Annotated in this window: 17 protein-coding genes; 1 reads left to right on the forward strand and 16 read right to left on the reverse strand. The window is 33.5% G+C overall.

Going from position 1 to position 25,386, the window contains the following annotated elements; all coding sequences use genetic code 11:
- Positions 1 to 19: 19 nt before the first annotated feature.
- From BMW64_RS16435 to BMW64_RS16510, 16 genes are all read right to left on the reverse strand, one after another.
- On the reverse strand, positions 20 to 724 hold the full coding sequence (locus BMW64_RS16435) for a LytR/AlgR family response regulator transcription factor (RefSeq protein ID WP_090001086.1): 705 nt from the start codon (positions 722 to 724) through the stop codon (positions 20 to 22).
- Positions 690 to 1,895: a sensor histidine kinase gene (locus BMW64_RS16440; RefSeq protein ID WP_090001088.1), complete on the reverse strand. Its 1,206-nt coding sequence runs from the start codon at positions 1,893 to 1,895 to the stop codon at positions 690 to 692. The genes BMW64_RS16435 and BMW64_RS16440 overlap by 35 nt, the downstream gene beginning before the upstream one ends.
- 6 nt (positions 1,896 to 1,901) lie before the next feature.
- Positions 1,902 to 4,913 (reverse strand): lantibiotic dehydratase, encoded by a 3,012-nt coding sequence (locus BMW64_RS16445; RefSeq protein ID WP_090001089.1) that lies wholly within the window; start codon positions 4,911 to 4,913, stop codon positions 1,902 to 1,904.
- A gap of 17 nt (positions 4,914 to 4,930) precedes the next feature.
- Positions 4,931 to 5,656, reverse strand: coding sequence for an HlyD family secretion protein (locus BMW64_RS16450; protein WP_090001092.1), 726 nt, complete (start codon positions 5,654 to 5,656; stop codon positions 4,931 to 4,933).
- Positions 5,657 to 5,658: 2 nt separating this feature from the next.
- Positions 5,659 to 7,959, reverse strand: a complete 2,301-nt coding sequence (locus tag BMW64_RS16455) for a peptidase domain-containing ABC transporter (RefSeq protein ID WP_090001094.1) — start codon at positions 7,957 to 7,959, stop codon at positions 5,659 to 5,661.
- Positions 7,960 to 7,970: 11 nt separating this feature from the next.
- Complete coding sequence (locus BMW64_RS16460; RefSeq protein ID WP_090001096.1) at positions 7,971 to 8,168, reverse strand: hypothetical protein; 198 nt, start codon at positions 8,166 to 8,168, stop codon at positions 7,971 to 7,973.
- Positions 8,169 to 8,182: 14 nt separating this feature from the next.
- Entirely contained in the window at positions 8,183 to 8,392 is a 210-nt protein-coding gene (locus BMW64_RS16465) for a hypothetical protein (protein WP_143052718.1), read from the reverse strand.
- Entirely contained in the window at positions 8,352 to 9,230 is an 879-nt protein-coding gene (locus tag BMW64_RS16470; protein WP_090001100.1) for a hypothetical protein, read from the reverse strand. Before BMW64_RS16470 ends, BMW64_RS16465 begins: the two co-directional genes overlap by 41 nt.
- A 3-nt stretch (positions 9,231 to 9,233) precedes the next feature.
- On the reverse strand, positions 9,234 to 10,529 hold the full coding sequence (locus BMW64_RS16475; RefSeq protein WP_090001102.1) for a radical SAM/SPASM domain-containing protein: 1,296 nt from the start codon (positions 10,527 to 10,529) through the stop codon (positions 9,234 to 9,236).
- 65 nt (positions 10,530 to 10,594) lie between these two features.
- Positions 10,595 to 10,807 (reverse strand): hypothetical protein, encoded by a 213-nt coding sequence (locus BMW64_RS16480; RefSeq protein WP_090001104.1) that lies wholly within the window; start codon positions 10,805 to 10,807, stop codon positions 10,595 to 10,597.
- 129 nt (positions 10,808 to 10,936) lie between these two features.
- A complete protein-coding gene (locus tag BMW64_RS20745; RefSeq protein WP_090001106.1) occupies positions 10,937 to 11,152 on the reverse strand; it encodes a hypothetical protein in 216 nt (71 codons plus the stop codon).
- Between the two features lie 45 nt (positions 11,153 to 11,197).
- Positions 11,198 to 13,603, reverse strand: a complete 2,406-nt coding sequence (locus BMW64_RS16490; protein ID WP_090001108.1) for an outer membrane beta-barrel family protein — start codon at positions 13,601 to 13,603, stop codon at positions 11,198 to 11,200.
- 199 nt (positions 13,604 to 13,802) lie between these two features.
- Positions 13,803 to 15,632: a hypothetical protein gene (locus BMW64_RS16495; RefSeq protein ID WP_228400936.1), complete on the reverse strand. Its 1,830-nt coding sequence runs from the start codon at positions 15,630 to 15,632 to the stop codon at positions 13,803 to 13,805.
- A gap of 586 nt (positions 15,633 to 16,218) precedes the next feature.
- Positions 16,219 to 17,433, reverse strand: a complete 1,215-nt coding sequence (locus BMW64_RS16500; RefSeq protein WP_228400937.1) for a Shedu immune nuclease family protein — start codon at positions 17,431 to 17,433, stop codon at positions 16,219 to 16,221.
- 17 nt (positions 17,434 to 17,450) lie between these two features.
- Positions 17,451 to 19,409, reverse strand: a complete 1,959-nt coding sequence (locus tag BMW64_RS16505; RefSeq protein ID WP_090001112.1) for a UvrD-helicase domain-containing protein — start codon at positions 19,407 to 19,409, stop codon at positions 17,451 to 17,453.
- Complete coding sequence (locus tag BMW64_RS16510) at positions 19,393 to 21,180, reverse strand: ATP-dependent nuclease (RefSeq protein WP_090001114.1); 1,788 nt, start codon at positions 21,178 to 21,180, stop codon at positions 19,393 to 19,395. Before BMW64_RS16510 ends, BMW64_RS16505 begins: the two co-directional genes overlap by 17 nt.
- A 447-nt stretch (positions 21,181 to 21,627) precedes the next feature.
- On the opposite strand from BMW64_RS16510, the gene BMW64_RS16515 reads away from it, so the two are divergent.
- On the forward strand, positions 21,628 to 25,359 hold the full coding sequence (locus tag BMW64_RS16515; RefSeq protein WP_090001116.1) for an nSTAND3 domain-containing NTPase: 3,732 nt from the start codon (positions 21,628 to 21,630) through the stop codon (positions 25,357 to 25,359).
- Positions 25,360 to 25,386: the final 27 nt, after the last annotated feature.

Below are 25,386 nucleotides of genomic sequence, written 5' to 3' on the forward strand. Positions count from 1 at the left end.
AAGGTTGAAGGTCTACGAATTACAAACCCAGTATAGAAAATAATTCTTCTTTTTTACTTATCGCTAAGGAGATGACCTTGCCATTATTAAGTTCCACCATATTGCCGTTTACGGCCTGAACAGCGGATAAGTTGATAATAAAAGAACGCTGCACCCTGAAAAAATCCGGAAGCTTGAGCGCTTCGTCCATAGACTTCATGGTAGAAAGTGTAGTGTAGGAAGTTTTCTCAGTTGCAATCTTTAAGTAATCACCCTGAGCTTCTACATACAGAATATCTTTTAGTAAAATTTTGACCAGTTTCCCTTCTGTTTTAATGAAAATCCGGTCCGTTAGAGCTTCTGTTTTGGGCTTTTTGGTATTTTCGATATAATCTTTAGCACGGTTGACGGCTTTTAAGAACCGATCGAAACGTACGGGCTTTACCAGATAATCTTTAGCGCCTGTATCAAAACCGTCTAAGGCAAAATCGCGATGTGCGGTGATGAAAATTACAGCGGGAGGATTTTGCAGCGATTGTATAAGTTCGAGCCCGTTTATTTTGGGCATCTGGATATCCGTCAGCACAATATCAATTTCCACATTCTGCAGATAACCTAGTGCTTCCAGCGGATCTCCGAAAGAATTTGATAAGGTAAGAAACGGTATTTTTTCAATAAAACTTTCTATGACTTCCCTACCCAAAGGCTCGTCATCGATCACTATACAACGTAATACTTTGCTCATTCAAACTAATTTTTAAAGAAACCATATAAACTCCATTTTCATATTTTACCGATAATTCATGCATATCCGGATACAATAATGTAAGACGCTTTTTCGCATTGGAAAGGCCTATACCTCCTAAATAATTATTACTTCTATCAGCTTTCTCTGCATTTTCAGTGTCATTTTCTATAACAAAGAAAAATGTATCGTCCCGTATATCAATGATAACATTTACAAACTGCTCTTTTGTGCTTTTTAAACCGTATTTAAAGGCATTTTCTATGAATACAAATGTAAGTAGTGGGGCAACCTGATAATCCTTTCCGGGGTTTTCCTCCTTTATCGTGAGAGTAATTTTTTTATCTTCAGGATAACGCATTTTTTCTAATGCGAAATAATTTGAAATAAACTCCAGCTCTTTTTGTAAAGAAACCTTTTCTGTATTCGATTCATATAAGGTATATGCCATTATATCCGACAAATTTAAGACAATTTCAGGAGCTTTATCATCTTTTTTCACCGTTAATGCATATAAATTGTTAAGGGTATTGAACAAAAAATGCGGATTAAGCTGAGCTTTTAAGAACTCTTTTTCAATATTAATGTTATTTATTTCCAGGTCAGATTTTTGCTTCTGAATGCGCAGTTTAGTCTCATTTAGCCTTGTAACATCCACAATAATTTTGGTAAAAAAGAAGGGCGAAAGGGAATAAATAACAGACAATGAATTAAGGATAATAAATTTCAGTTTAAAGACTTCCGTCAGGCTGGGGCGATATCCTTTTTCTTTCCCCATAATAGGGTAAAGATTAGTTAAATCATATCCTACATAATCCGCTGCAACATAAAAAAAGTTGTTTATAAATAACCAGGTAAGGATAAGCAGTGGAGCAACTATAATGATCATCCACAGATTATTACTTTTCTTTGCATACGGTAAAAAGCAGTAAAAAAATAAATAAAAAACAACTGCGCTGCTGACTAAAACTCTTACCGATAAAAACATTGACTGCCCAAAAGAGATATTAAGAGCCAGATAGTAATCAAAAAAGAGCAAAAGCGTAAAGGACAGCCACATCAGAACATGAGATAAAATTCTTATGCTGACGTGATATTGTTCTTTGTGCTTTATAAAATTTATAAGTCCGGCAAATGTGAGAATACCATTCTCTTTTTTAGAAAAGCTCATTAATATTTAATTGTTTAACAGTCTGTTATAATAATTCTTTAAAAAAATATAGCACATATATTCAAATTGTCTCTGGCTGGAATCAAACCATCGGTTGATGCTCATATGTATAAAGCTGGGCAGGTTTTCTCTGCTCAGATTCAGGGTTTTTATTTTCATCGCTCTTTGTGCAAAAGCTTCATTTAGTTCTACACTTTTCATATAATTATACAAAGATTTCGAATATGACCTGTATTGTGAATATAATGATTTCTTCATATTCTGATCAAATTCCGTTTCAAATGCAGCTTCCATTTCTTTGCAAAAATAAAATTTGTCATCCAGACAGAAATCAAATGATGATAAATAGCTATCTATATTTTTTATGGCTGAATAAAGTCTGTGGTTTTCATCCTCATCAAAATATCCGCCAGCAAGACAATTTATGAAAAAACTGCTGTCGTAGCAAAACAACAGCTCCGTATTCTCCATGTATTCTTCGCCATATCTTTCAATTTCACGCCGGTATGTATCTAACTGAATATTCCACACCGCATGATTTTTCATGAAAGGATCAACAGCTTTGTAAAAACTTTGTAAAATTTCGGAAAAATAGGAAGTATTATTTAAATTCAATCTTAATCTGATATGATAATGGGGATCTGTGTATCTGATGAAAAAAAATGACCTGATCATTCCATTCGATTTCCATACAGATAATAAAGGTTCCAAAACTTCTTTTATTAAAACATCTGAAAAAGGAGAACTGCAATATATTTTAGCATAAAACCATTCTGAACCGGGTATGAAATCTCTCTCGATATCTTTCTGATATTTTTTTTCAACTGGCAATCTAAAATGATAAGGATTCATGTTTCTATATGGAATAACCATCTGCCCTGCAAATTTCGAATCTTCCGCCGGCATTAGCCATTCTGTCAGTACAATTTTATTTTTTTTCCGGATTTCTTCAAGAAGAAGTGAGAGATAAGAGTCATTATGTAAATCTAAAAACAATTCGTTGTCCCCGTGTATCAATGAAACAAACTGCTGTATCCGGATGCTTTTCAGATAATCCTTAAGAGCATCTACAGGCGATGGATGTTTTAAAATTTCTGCAACGTCCGTTTCTCTCAAAATCCATGTTGCTCTGTGCAGAATGATTTTTTTATATACAATTCTGGGAAAAAATTTTTTGTGACTGAGACTGTAATCGATGTTGAAATTTAATCCTGAAACATTCTGATACTGCAGCGCGCATAAAAATCTAAAAGCCGGGATCGTACTGTTGTTAAAATTATACGCGTTCGAAAGCCTAGGAATAATTCTTTTATTTAAACTTTTTGACCGTATGATTACCTCATCATTCTCTACTGAAATCATCAAATCTCCCAATACAATCTGATTTTCTTTTTTTACTGATCCTTCTGTAAGAATACCTATTTCATAATCGGAAAACGACTGATTACGCGCAACATTACCAATTTTTCCGGCTGGAATATGACGGATATCTGCAAAGATAATCTCAGGATTATTCTCTTTTTCAGTATTCCGGATATCGAGGCATAAATTTTCAATTTCACGATCCAGATACGCAAACCTTCCGATGAGAGACGCGTTCGCTCCACCCATATTTTGGATGAAGAAATGTTCCTGGTGAAAACTTCCCATGAGTGTAATATTTCCGGGAATTTTCTTATTGTAAACAGCAGTATTCGGAAGATCAGAATCTGTTACCTCAAGCGTGTAAGCCTGTCCGGAATTTTCTATTTTATCATACAGCCAGGCCGCATTGGGCTTGGGCGCAATTATTTTACTTTCGCTGCTTTTATTCTTATCGTATCCTGAAAAATGATCATCATAAGGGATATTTCCCAGAGACTTCTCGGCAGGAAAACCGATCCCAAATTCATTATCCAGAACCGTTAAAAGCGGTAATTCCTGATTTTCGTATTTAACTCTGAAAAGATTGATAAAATTCTTTATCAGTTTATCATTGCTTGACTCACTATTCGGAATCTTACCCACAAAATTGATCGCTGAAGCTATATCTGAAGCATATGCATCGTAAAGTTCCTGGTATTTTAAATCATCTTTATCGCTGTTTAAAAAATCAATATGAAAAAAATGCTTATAACCAATATTATACTGATCAACAAGGCTTTCTAATTCATTAATTTCTTCTAATGGCAAAAAGTCAGGTTCTGTATTGTTTATTACTGAAATGCAGTCTGCCAGTTTTTTCAATAACGTTGAATATTTTTTGTCGTCAGGAAAATGATCGTTTTCGATGTTACTGATTATTTCGTTTAAACTATCGAGATCTTTTATCTCAAAAATTTCGCTTACCAAAAATCCGGAATCAATTAAATCATTAATAAACTCCATAATTTCTTCCTCAGTAAAATCATCAGGAAGCATGGATCTGATGTCGTCCAAAGAGGTTTTACCTTTTTGCTGCAGGCTATCATAAATAAGATCTATAAATTCAGTTTTTTCCAGAGCGCTAAGCTGATATTCTATCTTGTTTTCTTTTTGCGAGAAAAATGGCTCTGTAAATCTGTAATTACCCGCTATTTGGTAGACAGAACTATTAACGGTATATTTTAGCCTCGGATTTATTCTTTCATCATTTTCGATTGTTTTTTTTAATTCATCCAAAAACTCAAGATCTATCCTGGCAATACGTTTTTTTTGACTTTTACATTCTTTGTTAAAATTTATAATTCCCAATCCTGCAAAAGTTCCATATGGCGTTGCTCTCGTGCTGGCTCTCAGGGCGTATTTTTTTAGGGTACTGAACAGCTTCTCCTCTTTTGATTTTTTTAATTCACCTTTTTTATACAACTGAATTGTCTTATACAGATCCGGAGAGCTCCAAAAAATGGATGTGGTAAACAATGTATTCTCTAATAAGCTTTGTACAACTTCCTCAAGGGATTTAGTTTTATTTTTTTCCAAAAAAAGAATATCATAAGAAAAAGTGGGCTTTCTTATGATATATCTCTGATAATTTTTAAATGAATTTTCTGATAACATAAATATTTAGTTCAGTTCTAAAAGACACTTCCGAAAATGCGATAAAAAATACTTTTATCACTTAACAAGATTTCCCCTTCGCCTTGCATTACAGGCATTACAGGAATTTCTTTCTGTTCGGAAGTCCATATTTTTTTCCCCGGAAGCTTTACATACGCCTGATGCATTCCGTCTATCTCTACAGGTAAGATCGAAGAAATTTTACCTTCTATAAAACCATATTCATGACTTGGAAACCCATGCAGGCTGAATTTTACCGTCTGGCCTGTTTTCACATTACCCGATCCTTTCACCGGAAATTTTATTTTAATTTCAGAACCTGTAGATTCGGGAACTACCCAGATGATTTTGTCCAGTGTATTATTTTCATTTGTGCCGTTAGAAAGATAGATCTTGCCCGCCATGGGAGTTATAGTCGTGTATTCTTTCCCTGTGTTTTTATCGATGTGTATGAGAAGTGTATCTCCTGGTTTTACCTCGTCTCCGTTTTTCACTAAAAAGTTGAAGATCTGATTGGCATCATCTCTTTTCACCGTCACTTTTCCGGGCTGATTTTCAGATTGTACAATGACGGTCGTCTGAAGTGTTTCCGGGTATTTTATGAAGAAGGAAACAAATAGTCCCATCATCGCTATGATAAAAAGACATGTAAGTCCCCAACGGGTAATCCAGCTTGGGATGATGCCTACGATTTCTTCCATCTCGGCACTTCTCTCTTCTAATATCTGATCTAATTCTGCCATAATTATGCTGCGCCAAGTTCTAGCTGGTTTTTTACTAATTCAAAATAATATCCTTTGTTCTTAGCAAGCTCATAATGATTTCCCTGTTCTACAATTTCCCCGTCTTTCATTACAATGATCTGATCTGCGTGCTTTACGGTACTTAATCTGTGAGCAATCACCACGACAGTTCTGCCTTCATAAAACTCATTTAGGTTTTCCATGATAATTTTCTCATTATTGGCATCCAACGCACTTGTCGCTTCATCAAAGAATAAATATTTAGGGTCTTTATAAACGGCTCTTGCTATGAATAACCGCTGTTTCTGGCCTCCGCTCAGCCCGGAACCACTGTTTCCTATCCGGGTTGTAAATCCTAACGGAAGCTTTGAAATGTACGGATGCAGGTTTGCTACTCTTACGGATTCAAAAAGCTTCTCTTCATCGATTCTTTCTCCTTTCATCGCAATATTTCTGGCTATGGAATCAGAAAAAATATATCCTTCCTGCATAACGGTTCCCACGTTGTTTCTCCAAAGCTGGGCTGAAATATCCTGAAGTGAAATTCCGTCGACTGATATATTTCCTTCACTTGGGGCGTAAAATTTAAGAAGCAATTTCAGTAATGTTGTCTTGCCACTTCCGCTCGCTCCTACAATAGCCGTAATTTTACCTTTAGGAATGAATAAATTAATATCCTTCAGTACCAGCGGGCTTTTAGGAGAACCGTAACGAAAAGATAAATTTGAAATTTCGATCCCGGAACCCGTGTTTTCTTTTAATCTTTTAGTAAATAATTCATGGCTCAGATAGAGCGAATCTGAATCATTTTCAGGACGGATAGGATATTTGCTGTCATTAAAACCAATTAAATCCTCATCACTTTCCTCTTCCTTCCGGTTATGAATTTCATTTAATCTGTCTAAACTTATCTGCGCATCCTGAATGCTTTTTATAAATGAAATAATCTGTGTAAGAGGACTGTTCATCTGTCCAACGATGTACGAGATACTTAGCATAACCCCTAGTGAAATCTGCTGATTGACAACAAGACTCGCCGCGAGATAACTGATAAAAATATTTTTAAGCTGGGTGAAAAATGTAGCACCCATTTCCTGATACTGCTCAAGAGAAAGACTTTTAATATTAACTCTAAATAATTTAGCCTGAATTCTTTCCCATTCCCAACGTCTGCTTTTTTGGCTGTTGTACAATTTGATTTCCTGCATTCCTGTAATAATTTCATACAGGCTGTTCTGGTTTTCCCTCGATCTCTGGAATCTGTTATAATCAATATTTTTTCTTCTTTTAAGGAAAAGCAGTATCCATCCTATTGAAAGTAAGCTTCCTACGGCAAAAACACCTAAAAGCTGAATATTATAAATCCCAAGGATAAAAGAAAACACAAACAGATTGATAATCGAAAAAAGCGTATTTAAGGTAGAACCTGTTAAAAATGTTTCGATTCTGTGATGATCGTTTATTCTCTGGGTAATGTCACCAACATTTTTAGATTCAAAAAAATTGACAGGAAGCTTCATCAGTTTTATTAAAAAATTGGATATGATACTGATGCTTATTCTTGTACTGATGTGCAGGAGAATCCAGTTTCTCAACATATCTATTGCTACACTTCCCAGAAATAAAAGCAGTTGGGAAAATAGAATAAGATGAATAAAGCTTAAATTTTTCCTGTTAATCCCGAAGTCTACCAAACTCTGTGTGAGGAAAGGAAAACACATACTGATCAAACTTGCCAGCACCATCCCCAGAACCAGCTGTGCAAAATATTTTTTATACGGTTTGAGGTATCCCAGCAAGAAACCAAAACCGCTTTTATTTTTCTCTATCCCTTCTTCATTACGATAAAAATCAGGTGTGGGTTCCAGTAAAAGCGCCACTCCTTTGTTGTTGGCGGTAGAGAGCCAGCATTTTTCGAAAACATCTTTTTCCACTCTTACCATCGTGTGCCCGGGATCGGCGATGATAATCTGTTCTTTTTTGCGAAAAAGATTCTTTTTCTTGATGTCATAGAGTACAATAAAATGCTCCTGATTCCAGTGCAGGACGCAGGGAAGCGGAACATCATTGACAAGTTGTTCGTAGCTCAGTTTGGCAGTCAGTGTTTTGAATCCTATTTTTTCAGCCGCTTCACTTAGCCCAAGAAGACTTACCCCATTCTTAGTAATATAGGAATTGGCTCTTAAATAGTCGAGTGAATATTCTTCTCCGTAGAATGAAGATATCATCCGCAAACAGGTCGGACCACAATCCATGTAGTCCAACTGTTTATAAAATTTATATTTTTTACTAAGAATTGACATTAATGATGGTATTACAAATTAGAGGTCGGCCATTGGGTCATCACGGTAGGATCAGTTTTTTTGCCTCCTGTAATGGCTTCTGCATCTACAGGCTCAATATCTGATGACAATTCTTTAGTAATTCCCAGAAATTTTACTTTCTGCTTATCTACCAAAGTTTTGTTGTGCTTATCTGTCTGGTTTTTGTTTTTTTTATCTGAATTTTTCATCTTGTTAAAAGGTATTAGGCGTTTGTATCCGAGAAAAGGTTCTTGATTTTAAGTTCTGTATTTTCGATGTGATTTTGGGTGTAAATAGGTGGCTTATATTCTCTGAAGCCTCCGAAAAAACTGTCAGATTCTGCCTGGTCCTGGATATCCAGCTTTTGTTTGCAGCTATCTATATTTTTGCTTTTAGCTTTGGTAATCCGTAATTTCTGAAACAACTTTTTCATTTTCATATATTTTTTTGATTAGCGTGAGTATCGGAATAGTCCCGGGGAATAATACATCCTGATTGTTCCCGATAAAATGATGCATTTCTTCCGATTGAGCTTCTGAACCTGGCTTTGAAATCAGCCTTAAAAATTCTTTCAGGATCATTTCATCATCATACACAGGTATAAATTGGGAAAGAATATTTGATATAAAATCAATGAAAGAACGCAGGTATTTTTTATTTTGCAATTTGTAAAGAATCTTTACCGTATCAAAAACGATTTGGTAAATCATTGTGCATTTAAGAGCAGATTCTTCTGTTTTGTCATCAAAAGTAAATTCGGAAAGATATCTTATCCCAACATTTTTCTTTGTTATAAGGAACAGCAGCAATTTGCAGTTCAGGACAATTCCTTCTGAAAAATAATTAGTTCTGAAGCATATCCTTGATATATTCTGATATTGCTGTATCTGAACAAAAACAGGCAAATCTACTTTCGTTTGCTCTTTAATTTTCTGATTGGTAACTATTGATTTTAAAGTAAGATATGCGGCTAATTTTATATTTCCGGTCTTATAATATAAATAGGCTTTCTTTGGATACAGGGTGTCTTTTAAAATCAGTTTAAAAGTTTCATCACTATTTTCCATCGGAAACATTTTTTCACCATACGCAAACTGAGAAAAGCTTTCCTCAATTTTATTCTCTTTCACAAGACTGAAGGCGTCAAAAAATGTATTCTCAAGGCTATTGTACAGGGCAGCGTCATCTAAAGATCTCTTATTTATAAATTCCCTGGTATAGATACCGGTAAAGAGATCATCATTGAGAATAGAGGAAATATTTTTCTGCATAATCTAGCCGGCTATTCTTATCAGTTTTTTCCTTACAATTTCTTTTTTCTGATTTTCATCAAAATCATAGACACAATAATCTTTGTCTTTATTTTCCAATGCGTGCTGCGAGCAGCCTCCGTTGCACAAAGGCAGTATGGAGCATGAAAGACAAGGTTTGTTTTTAAACTTGATGTTCATTCTTTCATCGAACTTTTCATTCCAATTTATTTCACCGTTAGCTTGCAAAGTACCTTCTTTGGAACCTCCCGAAAAATCTCTGGCAGTACATTTGAAAACGTCCCCATTATAGTTGATCGTCGCATTATTGATCTTATCGGCGTAACAAGAATGCTTCACATTATCCGGAACAGCTCCTTCGTGGGCAGCAAATCCAAGTTCTTTTACCTTTCTGATGAGATCATTTACTCTCTCTATAGTCTCTTCATTTTCTACAACCTGCCAGACTTTATGAAAAGCAATAGAAGCATAATCTCTCTTTTCCACATCGATCTTCTGAAGATCTTTGTACACTTCTTCGAAATCATCAAGATTATCATTCGTAAAATTTACCCTGATTCCAACGCTAAAATCATTTTCACAAAGCTTTTTTACGTTTTGCATAATCACATCGTAAGAACCGCGTTTTGCATTTACATATCTTACGGTATCGTGCGACGCTTTATTTCCGTCCAGCGTGATCTGGAAACCGTTTACAGTATAGGCTTTCAGTTCTTCAATCATTTCGTCTGTGAAAAGGAAGCCATTGGTCGTAAACTGAGTATCAAATTCCACCCCGTATTCTTTACAGATCTGGTCTGCAAATGCCATAATAGGAGCAATCACTTCTTTGTAGTACATTAAAGGTTCCCCACCAAACCAGGAAATATGAAAAGTTTTCAGCTCCTTTTTCGTGGTAATGATATTGTTGATCAGAAGACAGGTTTTGGTAACCGTTTCGTTGTTCATCTTCGATCCTTTCACGTGGGATTCATAACAGTACCAGCATTTAAAGTTGCAGTTCATCGTTGGATTGACGATCAGTGAGTAATGCGTTTCATCACTGTCAATCTTCTTGCTCAGTGTACGCACTTTATCAACCTCATCTACTTCTTTTTCCACAATAAAACCATTTTTATACAATGACTGGTAAAAAGTAGGATGATAGCCGGAAAGATCCTGAATATCTTCTTCTGTTCTCAATGCTTTGAACAGGTCCAATATCGTTGAATCGATCGCTATAAACTTGTTACTGAAAGAATTATAAATATAGTTCTTGTTATTATGAAAAATACTGTGATTAAATTGGCTTGTTTTCATAATTAGTTTTTTAGAGAAGCCAGCCTAAAAAAAATTTAGGCTGACTTAAAATTTAAAATTAAGGCTTAGTTGGTACTGGTTGTAGGCTCAGTCGGCTTCACAGAACACTTACATTTGAAGATATTGATGTTGATATCTTCCAATTGCTCTTCTGAAACAGCATCTGAAAAACCTCCGGCTAATTGTCCGGCTTCGTTTTCATTTACAGCTTCGAATTGTAATGATTTGGATAAGTGCTCAAGAGCCTTGTCATTTGAGTTGTTAGAATCTTTAGACATTTTAATTTAATTTATGGTTATTACTTACTCTTTTATACCGGTTTTCAGTTTTCCCCGTGGTTGTTGCAACAATATTTTTAGAGCGTGTCTTTTTTTCGACAGCTTATTATGTCTTACTTTTATGTGAGATTATGGATTTGTTCCGGCATCAGGCTTCACTACACATTTACATTTAAAAAAATTTCCTGTAATCTCTCCATCTTCACGAATGGGTTCTTCCGAAACAGCTTCTGAAAAGCCTCCTGATAATTGCCCGGATTCATCTTCATTTATTCTTTCAATTTCCATTGGGTTATTTTTTAACGTATTCCGATTTTTTGTATTTTTTGAATTATTTTCTTTCATTTTGATTTAGTTTTTATGGTTATTAGTTTTTAGCCCAGTTACAATTTAAAGTCTTCCTTTTTCATCCGCGCTACTGGATTCAATTTTCTTCGCCTTGAAATTTTCTCCACTTTTGAAATTATAGATCAACGAAAGTGAAAGTACCCTGGATTGCTCTTTATGACTGATATAGATTCTTGTATCATTAAAGTAGCTCGTTGCCTTATAATTATTGGTATAAAATACGTCACTCACCGATGCTCTCGCCGTAAGCTTATTTTTGAAAAACTTCTTTTGTAATCCTACGTCTACCCCGGCAATTCCTTTTGTGACGATATTTCCGGTAACCATCTGTGGCGTATAAAATCCATTTAACGTAAAAGTATATCCCTTTCCTAATGTGATTTCCTGTTCAGACTGCAGGATAAACGATTGTTTTTCTATCAAGAAATAGGGTGATTTTGAAACTGTATACGTCAAAAGTAAATTATTGTTGGTCGTCCACCATTTTGCAATATTTACAGGCACACTTAAGGTAGCTGTCAGCACTTTGCTTGTTCCTGCGTTTGACTTAATTACAGTCACCAGCTCCTGCCCCGGATAATTTTCGATGATCTGGGCAATAATATCGGTAGTATAATTGTAGCTCAATGCCGTATAATATTTCCCGCTCCACATGCCGCTTACCTCGAATGAATTGGTAAACTGTGGTTTGAGATAAGGATTTCCTGTCGTTACTGAATAATTATCAATATAATATTTGTATGGATTCAGATCAAAATAAGAAGGTCTTCTTATTCTTCTGTTGTATGAAAAAGCCAAAAAGTTATTTCCTTCCGCATCTAAATTTCTTTTCAGGAATAATGACGGAAACCAGTTAAAATAATTCTGGGAAACTTCGCCCTGCTGGCTGCCTGAAAGATCACCCGATACATCCGACTGCTCTCCCCTTACGCCCAGTTTATATTCAAATTTTTTCCATTCTCCGCTGAAACTTGCGAAAGCTGCGTAAATTCTTTCTCTGTATTTAAAATTGAAATTATTTTCAGGAACGCTGTACCAGGAGTTTTGAAAGATTTCATAGCTGTTATCGTTATCGATATCGGTACTTGTTGCTTTAGCACCGAAACTCAAATTATGTCCGGATTTAAAATTCCAGTTATATTTTGCATCTGCCGTAAAGATTTTCGCCGTGCTGGGATAGGAAAATTTAAACAAAGTATCTCTTACGATGATATTGTTTGCATTAAAATCCCTGCTGTCACTTATACTATTTCCTGTTCTCTTGTTGTAGGTGTAATCTGTTACAAAACTGAATTTTGAACCCAGCGTGTCCGTTTTAATACTATAGTTAAGACCTCCATTGTGATAATTCGTTTTAGATTCTGTAGGAAAGCTTCCTATTGATCTTACATTATTGGCTGCAGTAGGATAATAAATGTAAGAATCTGAAACAGAATTGCTTGAAAAATTACTGAATTGTCCTGTATATTGCAACCCAACTGACTGCTTATCTGAAAAATCGTATGTTGAACCGATCTTTACTCTGTTACTTTTATTCTTTTGAATATCAGTTGAAGACTGCTCATATTTTCCGCCATTGGTAAAATCCCTTTTTTGTGTAAGCTCTTCATAACTTTTACTATTTGTATAAGAATAACTTGAACTTAAACCAAATTTTCCTTTCTTATAATTAATAGCTGCATATGGATTGTAGCTCGGATATTTCCCCAGACCAATGGAATAATCACTCCCGATATATCCGTTGATACCTTCTTTAGTATTCTTTTTTAGAATAATGTTAATAATTCCTCCCGAACCTTCCGCATCAAATTCTGCCGGAGGATGTGCGATTACTTCGATCGACTGTATTTCATTTGATCTTAAATTCTGAAGATAATTTTTAAGATCGACCCCGCTGATGTTCAGCATCTTTCCGTCGACCATTACCCGTGTTCCCCAAACACCGTTGATAGAAATTTTACCATTATTTACAAAAACACCCGGAGCAAGCCTGAACAGGTCTAAAGATGATTTCCCCGCTGCAATAGGATTATCAGAGACATTCATCACAATTCTGTCGATCTTTCTTACAATAGTAGATTTTGCTCTTTTACTTACTACTACTTCCTGAATATCTGTAACTTTTTCTTTCGGCAATGCAATAGATACGGTAACTTCCGGATCATTGAAATTGTATTGTTGAATGAAGGGAACTAAATTTTTATATGACGTAACCACTTTATAGGTTCCGCTTTCCGCAAACCATACCTGGAACTTTCCGTTTTCATCAGCTATTTTTTCTGTAAGAGGTTGTGAAGGATCTTTTACATTATAGAATTTTAAAGAAGCAAAAGATAAAGGTCTGCCTTCATTGTCCGTCACACGGCCATTTACCGTCGTCTGTCCGTACAAAGCCCCATACCCTAAAAAGAATGCCGCAATTATAAAAACTGATTTAGTCATCATCATAAGAATTATGACTCAAAAGTATCAGGATAACCTGCTTTAATCAATTTTGATCGATAAGATATATGATTTTTACGATAAAAACATAAAATAGAACGTTAAGTAGGGTTTAAAAAAGCAATAATGAACGATTATTTTACTTCTGTTGTTAGAAAACACTTATAAAAATACCTATAAATATTTAAATGTAAGATGTTATAAATTAATTGCCGAAGTTCACAAAATGCGGAATATCGGTTGCGAAACTGTTCATCGGCAAAACATTGTTTCGGTTACTGTTAAAATCGAAAAGCGAATTATTATCGAATGGAACTCGAGGATAATACATAAAAGAAATTTGAATTCTGTTAAAAACAAGGTACGGATTATTGATCAAAACTCCAATTCCTATTTTTGTGTTTGTTGTTGTTTTCAATAATTTCTCGTCAGGCATACTTAACCATCCAGCTGCAGCAGTTAAGTATGGACTGAAATGAAAATTCTTCCAGGTTTTATTAATGAAAAGCTGAAGCTGATACCTTAAAACCAATTTTTTAGTCCCGATATAATCTGCATTATAAACAGGAAATTCATCCCCCGAAGAAAGATTAATTCTATCGATGTAAGAATAGTTATTCTGCGGATTTCCCAGTGCCAAAGTCGGAGAAAAGAAATGTCTTACTTTCGCAAATTTCCAATCCATAAGATTTGTAAAATACGTTCCATCCAGACGGAAAGACTCGCGGTCTTGCCGATCCTGGTTAAAAAACCTACCGAACTGAGCCTTGAGACTGAAATAACCAAGTTTTATAAAGCTGCCATATGTAGTAGAAATTCCGGTATACGGTATCACTTTATTGCTTCTCGATAAAAATCCTCCAGTGAGATTTACAGAAGTTCCATAAGCAATATCTTCAGGTAAATCATATTGAAAAATATTTTTCTGCACTTCAAATTTTCTCTGAATAAATCCTGCGGATATCAGAAAACTGCTGTATGACTTAAAATACTGATACTGGTCAATTCCAGGACTGTCTTTATACTGATAATTTTGAAATCTTCCAATGAGTGCTATATTGCTGGATATTTTTTCACTGGAACTCGAAGAAACCGGAATCTGATAACCACCCCACAAATCCTGACTGTATACTTTGATCTGGACTTCCGGAAAAGTGGTAGCCGTTTCTATCGGAAGCGCAACATTACGCATAAAATATTCAAAAGATAAACCACCTGCCCATTTCGTTAATGGCGAGAAAAAGTCTCTTTTTACATTAAAATTGATTCTTTCATTTTTAAAGAAATCTCTTTCTCCCAACACCTGAGCATTAATATATGAGCCAAAAAGATTGTACGCCGTATAACTTCCAAAAATATAGTCCTGCTTTTCTTTCGAATCGTTTCTGTAAAGCAAATTGAGTTCATGTCCCAAACCGAATACATTTTCCTCCGTAACTCCCAATCCTATCTTGCTTCCGGAATAACTCACTCTCGGTTTTAAGCTCCAGGAATCGAGAACTTTCACCACAACATCCATGGAGTCTTTGGTAGAAGTACTGTCTGAAATGCTTATATGTACCCTGTTTATAAAAGGCATTGCTCTAAGTAAACGCTCAGATTCATAGATTTTTTGCGCATTGTATTCCTCTCCTTTTTCAAAAAGAAGATAATTATTAACCGTAGAAATTCTTGTGTTGGAATGTAAATGATTTGTAAACCAATCGTACCATCTGGATTTCTCCTTTTTGTCTTTGGAACCATATCCAAACGGATCAATTGTTTCTATCCGAATATTTCTGATATATTTTCCTTTGTAAGTTTCCTGCGACAGTTTTTCAGTTGTTGTCTTCACAGAGGCTGAATCTGCTTCTCTACGGAATATGAAGCGATGTATGAATTTGGTGACTTTTCTTTTATCCGAAAATTTTTCAATTTTGTAATAAATGGAATCTTTTTTCTCCTGTCCGTAAAAAAAAGAAAAACTGCTTAACAATAAAACCAAAATTACAATCGATTTTTTCATCAATTCACCAAAAAATTCAATACCGTTCATACTAGCAATTTATAAGCCAAAAATGTGGTACAATATAAACACTTACCGAAGAGTAAATACATCAGTTCTCGTTTTTTAAAATAGGGTGTCGAAATTATATTCTGAATTATCTTAAAACATTTAAAAATGTAATAAAATAGTTGTTTATCAATAACACAGAACTAATAAACGCAGCTTTTGAAAAGAACTAAAAAAAGATGAATTCCATAAAATCTCCAATATATTAATAAAAGAACTCATATTATTAATTTAAAAATAGACAGAAGAATATTAATGTCAAGAAGGAAGAACTTTTTGATCACCTTCTCTAAGTTCAGCATCCTGACATATCATATTAATTTCCAATAACTCACAAAGCAAAAAAAAGCACTTCTAAAAGTGCTTTTTCTTTAAAAGTGACCTCAGCGGTGCATTTTCCGAACACTTTTGTAGAAGATTTGAATAAGCTTGTAGAACTATCGAAAATCATCTATAATCAAAAATAGAGTATCGTATAATATTTTTTATAAACCAAGATATAAATTTAAATAACTCCTTAAATTAAATATATTTATCTACAAAATTAAATTATTAAAACCATATAAGACTATATTTTTTGAAATTGTTCAATTGTGAAATGTAAACGTTCTAATAAGTTATCGTAAGTAATTATATCAACAATATTTTTATATTTTCTTTTGACTACCTCAAAATCGTTTTTTTGTTGTGATGATAAATTATTCTCCCTTCCCATAATAATTAATCCATTTGGGTTTGCTATTTTAATCTCAAAGCCTTCAGGCAATTGAGTTTTGTATCTTTTACTTAAAAAAAATTCTCCTTCCAGGCTCCAGCGGTTCAGATAATAGATGTATTTTTCAATTTGCATGACTGTTCCCGAAAGTTCTCTAAGAGGAATATAGTTTTCCCGATAAACACCTTTAGTCATAATGGCATTTTCAAAAGGTTTCTTTATTTCTATAACATCAATATACCCATTAGAATCTACTAAAAGAAGGTCAAGTTGTTTGTCTTTTATCCCATCTGCTAACCTAGCTTGTATAGGAACTGATTTAAAAGCCAAAATATATTTTGGATAGAGCAACAAAATAATCTGTAAAATTTCTTCCTGCCACTGGTGTTCACTATACTGGTTTTCATCTTTTAACATTTCTCGCAATTTTTCAAGAATCGTTTGATATTTTACTAGTTCTACATTGCGGAAAATTTCGGTCAAATTTGTCCCATGCATAAACAACTTTGTATCAAGATACTTCTGGTATACCTTTTCGGCATCCTTGACTCCTTCTAAATAATTTCTTAACAAGGAGGAGAGTCTGGCTTCGACGTATTTACGCCTTTCATAAGAATTTGGAAAATGTTTTAAGAGTTTTTCAAATTCTTCTACGGGAACAGCACTTGGGTTATCCCCACCCAAATAAAAATCATTAGGTGATATATTTTTAATTACTTGGAAAACAGAAACGTCTGAATCCGCAACAAAAAAATTTGTCTTTAATGGAACATTCTTATATATGAATATATCAAAGTTGTCGATAAGAATCCCCCTTTTTACTTTATAATAATCTGCAGTAAGTTCTGCAAATCTGAAGAATGTGGTTACTTCCATTTCGGGATCAACGTAATCGTCTATTTCTGTTGTCTCCTCAAATTCGGCATTATTCAAAATATCCCCTTCTGTATATCGAAAGGTTTTTTTAAGTTTTACCAACCCTTTAGCTTTAATCGTATCTGTTATCCAATTAACAGAACCTGCATATTCAGGAGTGTAACACAAAATCAGCCTGTCATCTTTTTTCAAAAAATTAATCATACGTGTTATCTATCATTTTGTATATCTATTATCTCCCATTCTTCTTTGTTAATACCCGAGAGATATTTATCAAATCTATCTTTGTGAACAGCAATACATAGTAGGTCTGTTGGTCGTGAAAATCCAACATATGCCATTTTTGTAGAGCTCTTATGATGTACTCTCTTATCATCAAAGGCATTCCCCAAGAATTGATTTGTTAGTCTTTCAGATTCATAATTACCTTGGAAATACGATTCTAAATATAAAGTAGCACAATGTGTTTGCCCCTTTACGGCGTGAACGCTTGTAATTTCAATTTCAAGCCCTTGTTCCTTGTAATGATTCGAAATTTCTAATTTCTCTACATTAATTTCAAATAATCTGGTTGTATCATTATTGATAAACGATATACTTGTCGAAGGTGCAGCTTCAGAAAATATTGCAAAGAAATTTGGGATGTACGCTCTAATCCCTTCAAACACATCATTTGCATTTCCTTTAATTACACCCATTGACCAGTTATAAATATTTAGCTTTAACTCTTCATATTTTTGATGATCTTTTACTCTAATAAAGTCAATTAATTTTTTCTTCGTATAAGGACGCCCATCTAAAGTGTTTATATTTTCTAAGCGTAAAATTTTGAGAAAAGAATTCAAAATATTCTTTCTTAAAGGTTCTAAAGTCTGCTTACTCTTATCATAAAAAAGTAAGTAGCTTTTCAAACAATCATAATCTTGTTTAGGCTTGCTCTTTTCTTTTCTAAATCCTATATGATAATCTTCTAATCTCAATTTGGCATCATCTTGTCGACTGGTATCATCCTCTTTCCAATCGGTATTCCAACAAACAACCTTTATAGGCCTTTCAGGATTTGTAAAACTGCCCTGCTCTTTGTATGCCTTTACTATATGTGCAAATTGAGGGATAAGATTACCAATTGTTTCATTTTCAAATTTCAAGATATGGGGTTTTATAACACACACATTCATACCAACAATATTAAAGTTGACATCATTATACAAGGCAAATCTTTTCACGAAATTTGCAATTGGTTTACTAAGTCTTTGGCTACCGTTTAATCGTAAAACCTCTGCCCTGTCTTCCCAAACATCAATCGCTTTAACCGAATTATATATAGCTTGATTTTTATCTCCAATTCGTTGGATTATTGAAATGCTGTTTCCATCATCATAGAACACTTTTTCTAACAAATTATATTGATGTGTATCCATGTCTTGCATTTCATCTACAAACACGAAAGAAAAGCGTTTTTGTAAGAGGCTTTTTATTGAATTGTGCTTGTTTAAGTAAATATTTGCTAAGGTAAATGCGTCACTATAGTTTAAGATTCCTTTATTTAATAATCGCTTTTTGACGGCAAACAAATTCTTATAAGTATCTGTATGGCTACCGATTTTAGGAATACTAATTTCCTCAAATGAATCGAAATGAAAGAGTTTATCATTTGGGCCAATGGATAATTCCTCCATAAATTGTTTGAATTTGTTTCCAAGCCTTTTTTCTAATGCTAATCTGCTGCCATAGGGCAGGCTTTTATGCAGGCTTTCCCAAAATATTTCAGAATCAATTCTGATAGGCTTTTTGCCCTTCCAATGAACAAACATTGGTATTGCTAAAAAGGTATCTACAAAACTTTGAATTGTTCCAATAAAATTTGGATAAGAAAAAAGTTTAGGACAATGTTTTTGTACTTTTTCCTTTATCTCATCTATGGCTGTGTTTGTATGAGATATTATAAGAATTCCTGAGCCATCAGAAAAAGGAAGCTTTCGTTCTATAATAAGCAATTTTGCTAAAAGTGCTGTTGTTTTTCCGCTACCGGGAACGGCTTGTAAATCTATGGTATTAAGATTTCTGATAAACGCTTTTCGTTCATCATCAAATTCTTTTCCTTCAGGCAAAAGTATTCTTTCAGCATACCGAATATCGTCGTCGGTTATGTCAATTCCCTGTAGCATACTTAATGGCGTTTACAAGATAGTTTATGGCATCAATTTCCCCAATTTGAATTTCCCTTTCAGGTTTAATCAAATCTTCATCAATAACATTTGCAATTTGATAAGCAATTTCAGTCTTTTTTAAACCTTTATTTATCAATTTTTTCGCAAGGGCTTTTTCAAAATCAGTCCAATCGGTACCTGTATGAATTGCTTTAACTACCGTTTGAAACAGTGTTGTTAAACTTGTTGATTTAAACAACGAATATTCTAATGTCCAGTTTGGAGCTACAAAGTATTGTACACTTTGCTCTGCTTGTCCAATTATACTTTCTATTTTTTGTTGTGTTTCCTGTTGAACAGTATCCATATCCCTTTTTATGTAATCATTTGCGTCTTTTTCATATTCTTTTACATCAGAATCAGTAATTACGGCCACAGGAATTGTCATAAATGGTTCTACATTACGAAGATAAATTTTCGAATAGTGTTCAAAGCCTATATGTCCAATGTTTACAATCGAAACACCCTTTTCTGTTAGATTAATTCCTATAGCTTTTGCTATACTTGGCAAGAGAATTTCTTCCGCCCAACCCTCTACTAAAATGACACCTTTTGCGAAAAATAAATTTGCCTTTGTAGTGTCAAGGAATTTTTCTAAAAACTTATAATTGTCTCCACTTAATTTGGTGTAAGGATCACCCATTGGAAAAGCATTGCCATTATTGCAAATTATTAAATTTTCCAGTTTTAGTTTGGATGCTAAATTTGGACTATGGGTTGTTAGAATTAATTGAATTGCTCCTTGTTTTTGAAATGCCTCTATCACTTGCATCTGGGCTTGTGGATGAAGATGTGCTTCCAGTTCCTCTACTAATCCTAAACGTAAGCCACTCCAATTTGATTTGTTCAAATGAAGTAATTCGGCTGCCATAAATAATCGGTTCAGCGTACCCAAACCTGGGTTGAGTTCATCTTTCAAAAATAAGGTTAGTTTTTCCAGAATGCTTTTTATGTCATTGGAAGTCGCATTAAACGCTGCTTCAAAATTATCACCATAGAAGCCTTTAATATAGATGTCAATCTTATCTTTTATTTGCTTTCCATCCTGTGGCTTGTTAATTTGTTCTTCGCCTGCTTCATTTGTGGTTTTGACTTCAAACTCCCCCTCAAAATAATCTTCTAAACTGGTCTTCAAACTGGAAAAAATATGTACCAACTCATTTGTATTTTCTCTCCCTTTAAATGCTTCATCACCTAAAAGAATTTGTGACAATCTTGAATTACGCTTGGCAACCAATTCATTTTCCGCATCTCGCAACGGCTTCAAATACGTTGTTTTTAGGTATTCTTTTGCTTCTGCCGTTAGCAGATAACCATCTTCATCAACACCAGCCCTTATATCGGCGGGCAATATTTTTCCATCTTGTTTTGTGACATCATAACTTAATCTTAAAAAAGGCGTTGAATTTTCTCCACTGCCTACCCAGCCCAGCCATTCTGTGAAATTTTTAGCTTCATCGGGTACTAAGCTTTCGAAAGTCAATTCTATTTTGAAATGGTTTGTACCATTATAAAAATCTTTATCCTCAACTCGTATATAGTCATAACTATGCGTTTTAAGTACAAGTTTTATGGCATCAATAATGGCCGTTTTACCACTATCATTTTCACCAATAATCACATTTAAACCTTTAGTAAGATTTAAATCCAGATTTGGAATTTCAGGATTTATATCCCCTTGTGAACCGAATTTTCTGAAATTCCACAGTTTTAAATTAGATAAGTACACGGTTATAGTATTAGTATAGTTTATATAATCCCTAAGATATAAATTAAATCCTTATGTCCCTCTCCACCAGAAACCTCTTCTCAAAGCTATATTCCTCTATTTGAAGATTTAATATATCCTTTTATTTTAGCACATTTATAGTTGAGTTAACATCGATAACTTCTAAAAAGCTATACTTTCACCCATTTTCTAATAGGTCTCAAATCCCAAATAATAATTAATTTTTGATAATCTTTTAAAGATATAATTATTATAAATTTAAAAAATACGGTTTCCCGTAATCTTCCGATTTTCTTTATTGATATTAAAATATACTTAATGATCTTTCGTAGGTTGCCTCACAAAAATATTTCTCTGCAAGCCAAACTATAGTATATTATTATCAAAATTTTTACGTTTGATTTGTAAATTTGCTAAATTCCCTCGCAATTATCAAATTTAAACCTAATGAGCAGGCTACAGTCGATCGAGAATGCATTAAAAGAAATCAACGAAACAGTTTTTCAGGAACTGTGTGATAGTTTTCTTCTGAGAAAAAATCCAAAATATAGAGCTTTTTCCAGAACAGGAAGCCAGCAAGGTAAACAAAAAACAATCAAAGGAACCCCCGATACATTAATACTTCTCCCAAACGGAAAATATCTTTTTGTGGAATATTCCACAAATATTTCAGAAGGAGTCAACAAATTGATAAAAGATATTTCCAATTGTATCGATCATTCTAAGACTACAATTAGTCCTGAAAAAATAGAAGAAATTATTTTATGTGTAAACTTTAAACTGAAGACTAATGAAATTGAAAAGTTACACAAAGTTCTTGAACACACAAATATCAACCTTACGATCAACACTTTAGATTCCTTAGCCATGGAACTCCACTTGCAGCACAGAGATTTGGCTAGCCACTACCTTGGTATTACTTTAGATACTGGACAGATCGTATCAATGGATGTATTCATAAATGAATACAATAAAGCTTCTAAAAGTATTGCAACTCCTTTAGATAACCCATTCTTACATCGAGAATCAGAGCTGTACTCACTTAAAACCGATTTATTAAAGCATGACTTTATTATTTTAACTGGAGCTCCGGGCGTTGGTAAAACGAAATTAGTTTTAGAATGCATCAAGAATTTTGTTACTGAAAATAAGTCATATCAGTCTTTCTGTATTTCTTATAAGCATCATTCATTATTGGACGATTTAAATCAATATTTTAATGATGACAAAGATTACATACTTTTTGTAGATGATGCAAACCGAATTGATGCTTTTAACCAAATCTTAGGCTTTAACAGAGGAATAAGAAGTGGAAATTTAAAAATTATTTGCACAGTTCGCGATTACGCATATGAAAGTCTTAAACTTCTATGTACTGACTTTTTACCTCACAAATTACATCTACAAAAATTAAGTGATGAACAAATCACAGATATTATTAAAACTGAACCTTTTAATATTACGAACCATGATTATTTATACACTATCGTTAACATTGCTAATGGAAACCCAAGAATTGCAATAATGGCAACACAGTTGGCAGTTGCTAAGAAAGATATTAATGTGTTAAATGACATTTCTGGATTGTTTGAAATGTATTTTAGCACGTTTATAAAAGACAATGGAGAGTTCTCGAATGATTTCAACATTAAATGTTTAGGTCTAATAGCCTTTTTTCACACAATCCCTTTTCATGATAGAGAAATAACAGAATCAATCCTCAACCATTTTGATATTGGTTATTCAGATTTTTTTCATGCCATAGAAAAACTTGACAGATTAGAACTCGTCGAAATCCAACATAATCATGTCAAAATAGCTGAACAAAATCTAACAATCTATTTTTTTTATAGAACATTTATAAAAGACAAGCTATTATCTTTTGATATTCTTGTTGACAAGTACTTTGAATCTCATCAAAAAAGGTTTGATGAAAATGTAATATCTGCTAACAATATGTTTGATCATAATCATGTTAAGGAGAAATTATATGATTCACTTGTCCGATTCTGGAATAAAACTAAAAACAATGAAGAGGAAAAAGCAATTAAATTTTTGTCCTCTTTTTGGTTTTATCTTCAAAATCAGACACTTGAATATATATACCTAACACTTCAACCTCTGCCAAATCTTGAATTGGATCAATATAATGTAAGCTATGAACCAAATGATTTTGTATACAATCAAAATAAAATAATAAAGCTTCTTGGTCATTTTTTTCGTAATACCTATTATCTTAAAGAATCTTTAGAATTAGGTTTCGAGTATGCTAAAAAGAAACCACAACACCTTCCAGAGCTTATTCATAAAATAGTAGAGGTAATCGGTTTTGATAGAGAGGATGAATCAATTGATTTTTCAAGACAGAACATCCTTTTTGAACTTCTGATTGAAAACCTACAAAACAATGAAACGATTTATGCCGTCGCATTTTTTGAGTTGTCAAAAACATTCTTAAAAATTGAATTTACATCTCACGGATTTCATAATAATATAGTCACAAGTCGTATCTATCGTACACCTAACGATAAGAAAATACAAGACCTTAGAGGAAATATATGGATTACATTTAATCAATATTACAGCAGCTATCCCAAACAAGCCTTAAGCTTACTGCAAAATTTTGGAGAGCCTTATCCAGGTATCTCAAAGGAATTGATGACGTTTGATATGCCCTTTGTTCTTCAAATTATTGAACAACATTTGCAATCAGAGTCATTTGTCGATTGTAGGTATGTTCAAAATCAAGTTAGATTATGGAAAAAACATAAAATAAAGAACGCTGCGTTCAGTAGACTGTTGAATAAATACACTAATGATATTTACAAAGCATATCTGAAATTAGACTGGGATAGAATTAGAGACAAAGAAAGATATGATTACGAAGATTATCGCGAATATGATCGATTAAAAGAAAAAGAAATTAGATCTTCATTTGTGTTTTGTAATGTAGCAGAAGTAACTAATTTTTATAATACTTTCAAATATTTAAAAAATCAGGCAGCAAATGACTTTGAATATAATAATTCTTTGGATTTTGTGGTTGATGAAAATTATAAGCATAACAAAGAGCTCGGTCTTGCTTTTTTAAAGGAAATTATTAAAGACGATAACTCAGTAGATTACATACCAATAAAGATTTTTCAAAATAATCTTAAAAATGAAAAAGAGAGCGCTTCCCTTTGGAATATAATAACTGAAGAGAAATATCAACATCAAGCATCTTGGGAATTGTCTTACTTCTATTATTTAGATGATTCATTGATTAACAATTCCTACATTAAAAAACTTATTAATAGTATTAGAAAGATAAATGAGAGAACTTACATCTACTTTGAATACTTGCACAAGTTTTTGAGAATAGACTCTACAATTTTCCATAAACTCATTAACATTATAACAGAAAAAGACGAATCAGAAAACATCGAAATTATAGTTCAAACAGACTTTCTTGAAGAAAGTCTGGAGTTACTAAATAATGATTTAGAATTAGTTAAGAAGCTATTTATTCAGCAAAGTAAAATTCATAGGCTTTATGATTATAATGGTAAAATATTTTTGAACATACTGCAACAAGATACAAGCTTTCTTGCCGATTACACTGACTACTTTTATAAAGATGCTAATAACAAGAATTCAGGAAACAATAAAAAATTAAAGCTCATTTGGCAGATTAAAGATATTGAGTCCTCATTATCTAAGACCTTAGACCATTTCGCTTCTAAAGAAAGTTATCTTATTGCAGTTGGAACACATGATTGCAATGTGTTTTTTGAGAATATAGATATTCTGCATCGTGAAAGAGCTGCTACTTTTTTGAGAAAGTATTGTATTGATAATTATGAAAATCCCGACCGTATGAATCTGTTGATTAATATTGTCAGACACTCATTCAAAGAATTATTTGAGCAAATAATCTTACTATTCCTAACCTTTACACAAGATGTAAAGTTATTTGAGCAGATTTACTGGATAGGTAATGGAGGAACCGTAGTAACCGGTAATGTCATATTTGGGGACATCAACGCTGCCGAATGGAGAAATATATTATCTATTGTGGGCAGGTCATCTCTAGGTATTTCTCTACTTCCAATTAAACGTCATATAAATGATAAAATCGATCACCATCTTGAATACGGTGAGTGGGAAAGAAAAAAAAGTTTTTTGGGGCGATATTAATAAGAAAATTATTCTAAATAAGAATTA

The organism is Chryseobacterium taichungense (assembly GCF_900109935.1).
Classification (GTDB): domain Bacteria; phylum Bacteroidota; class Bacteroidia; order Flavobacteriales; family Weeksellaceae; genus Chryseobacterium; species Chryseobacterium taichungense.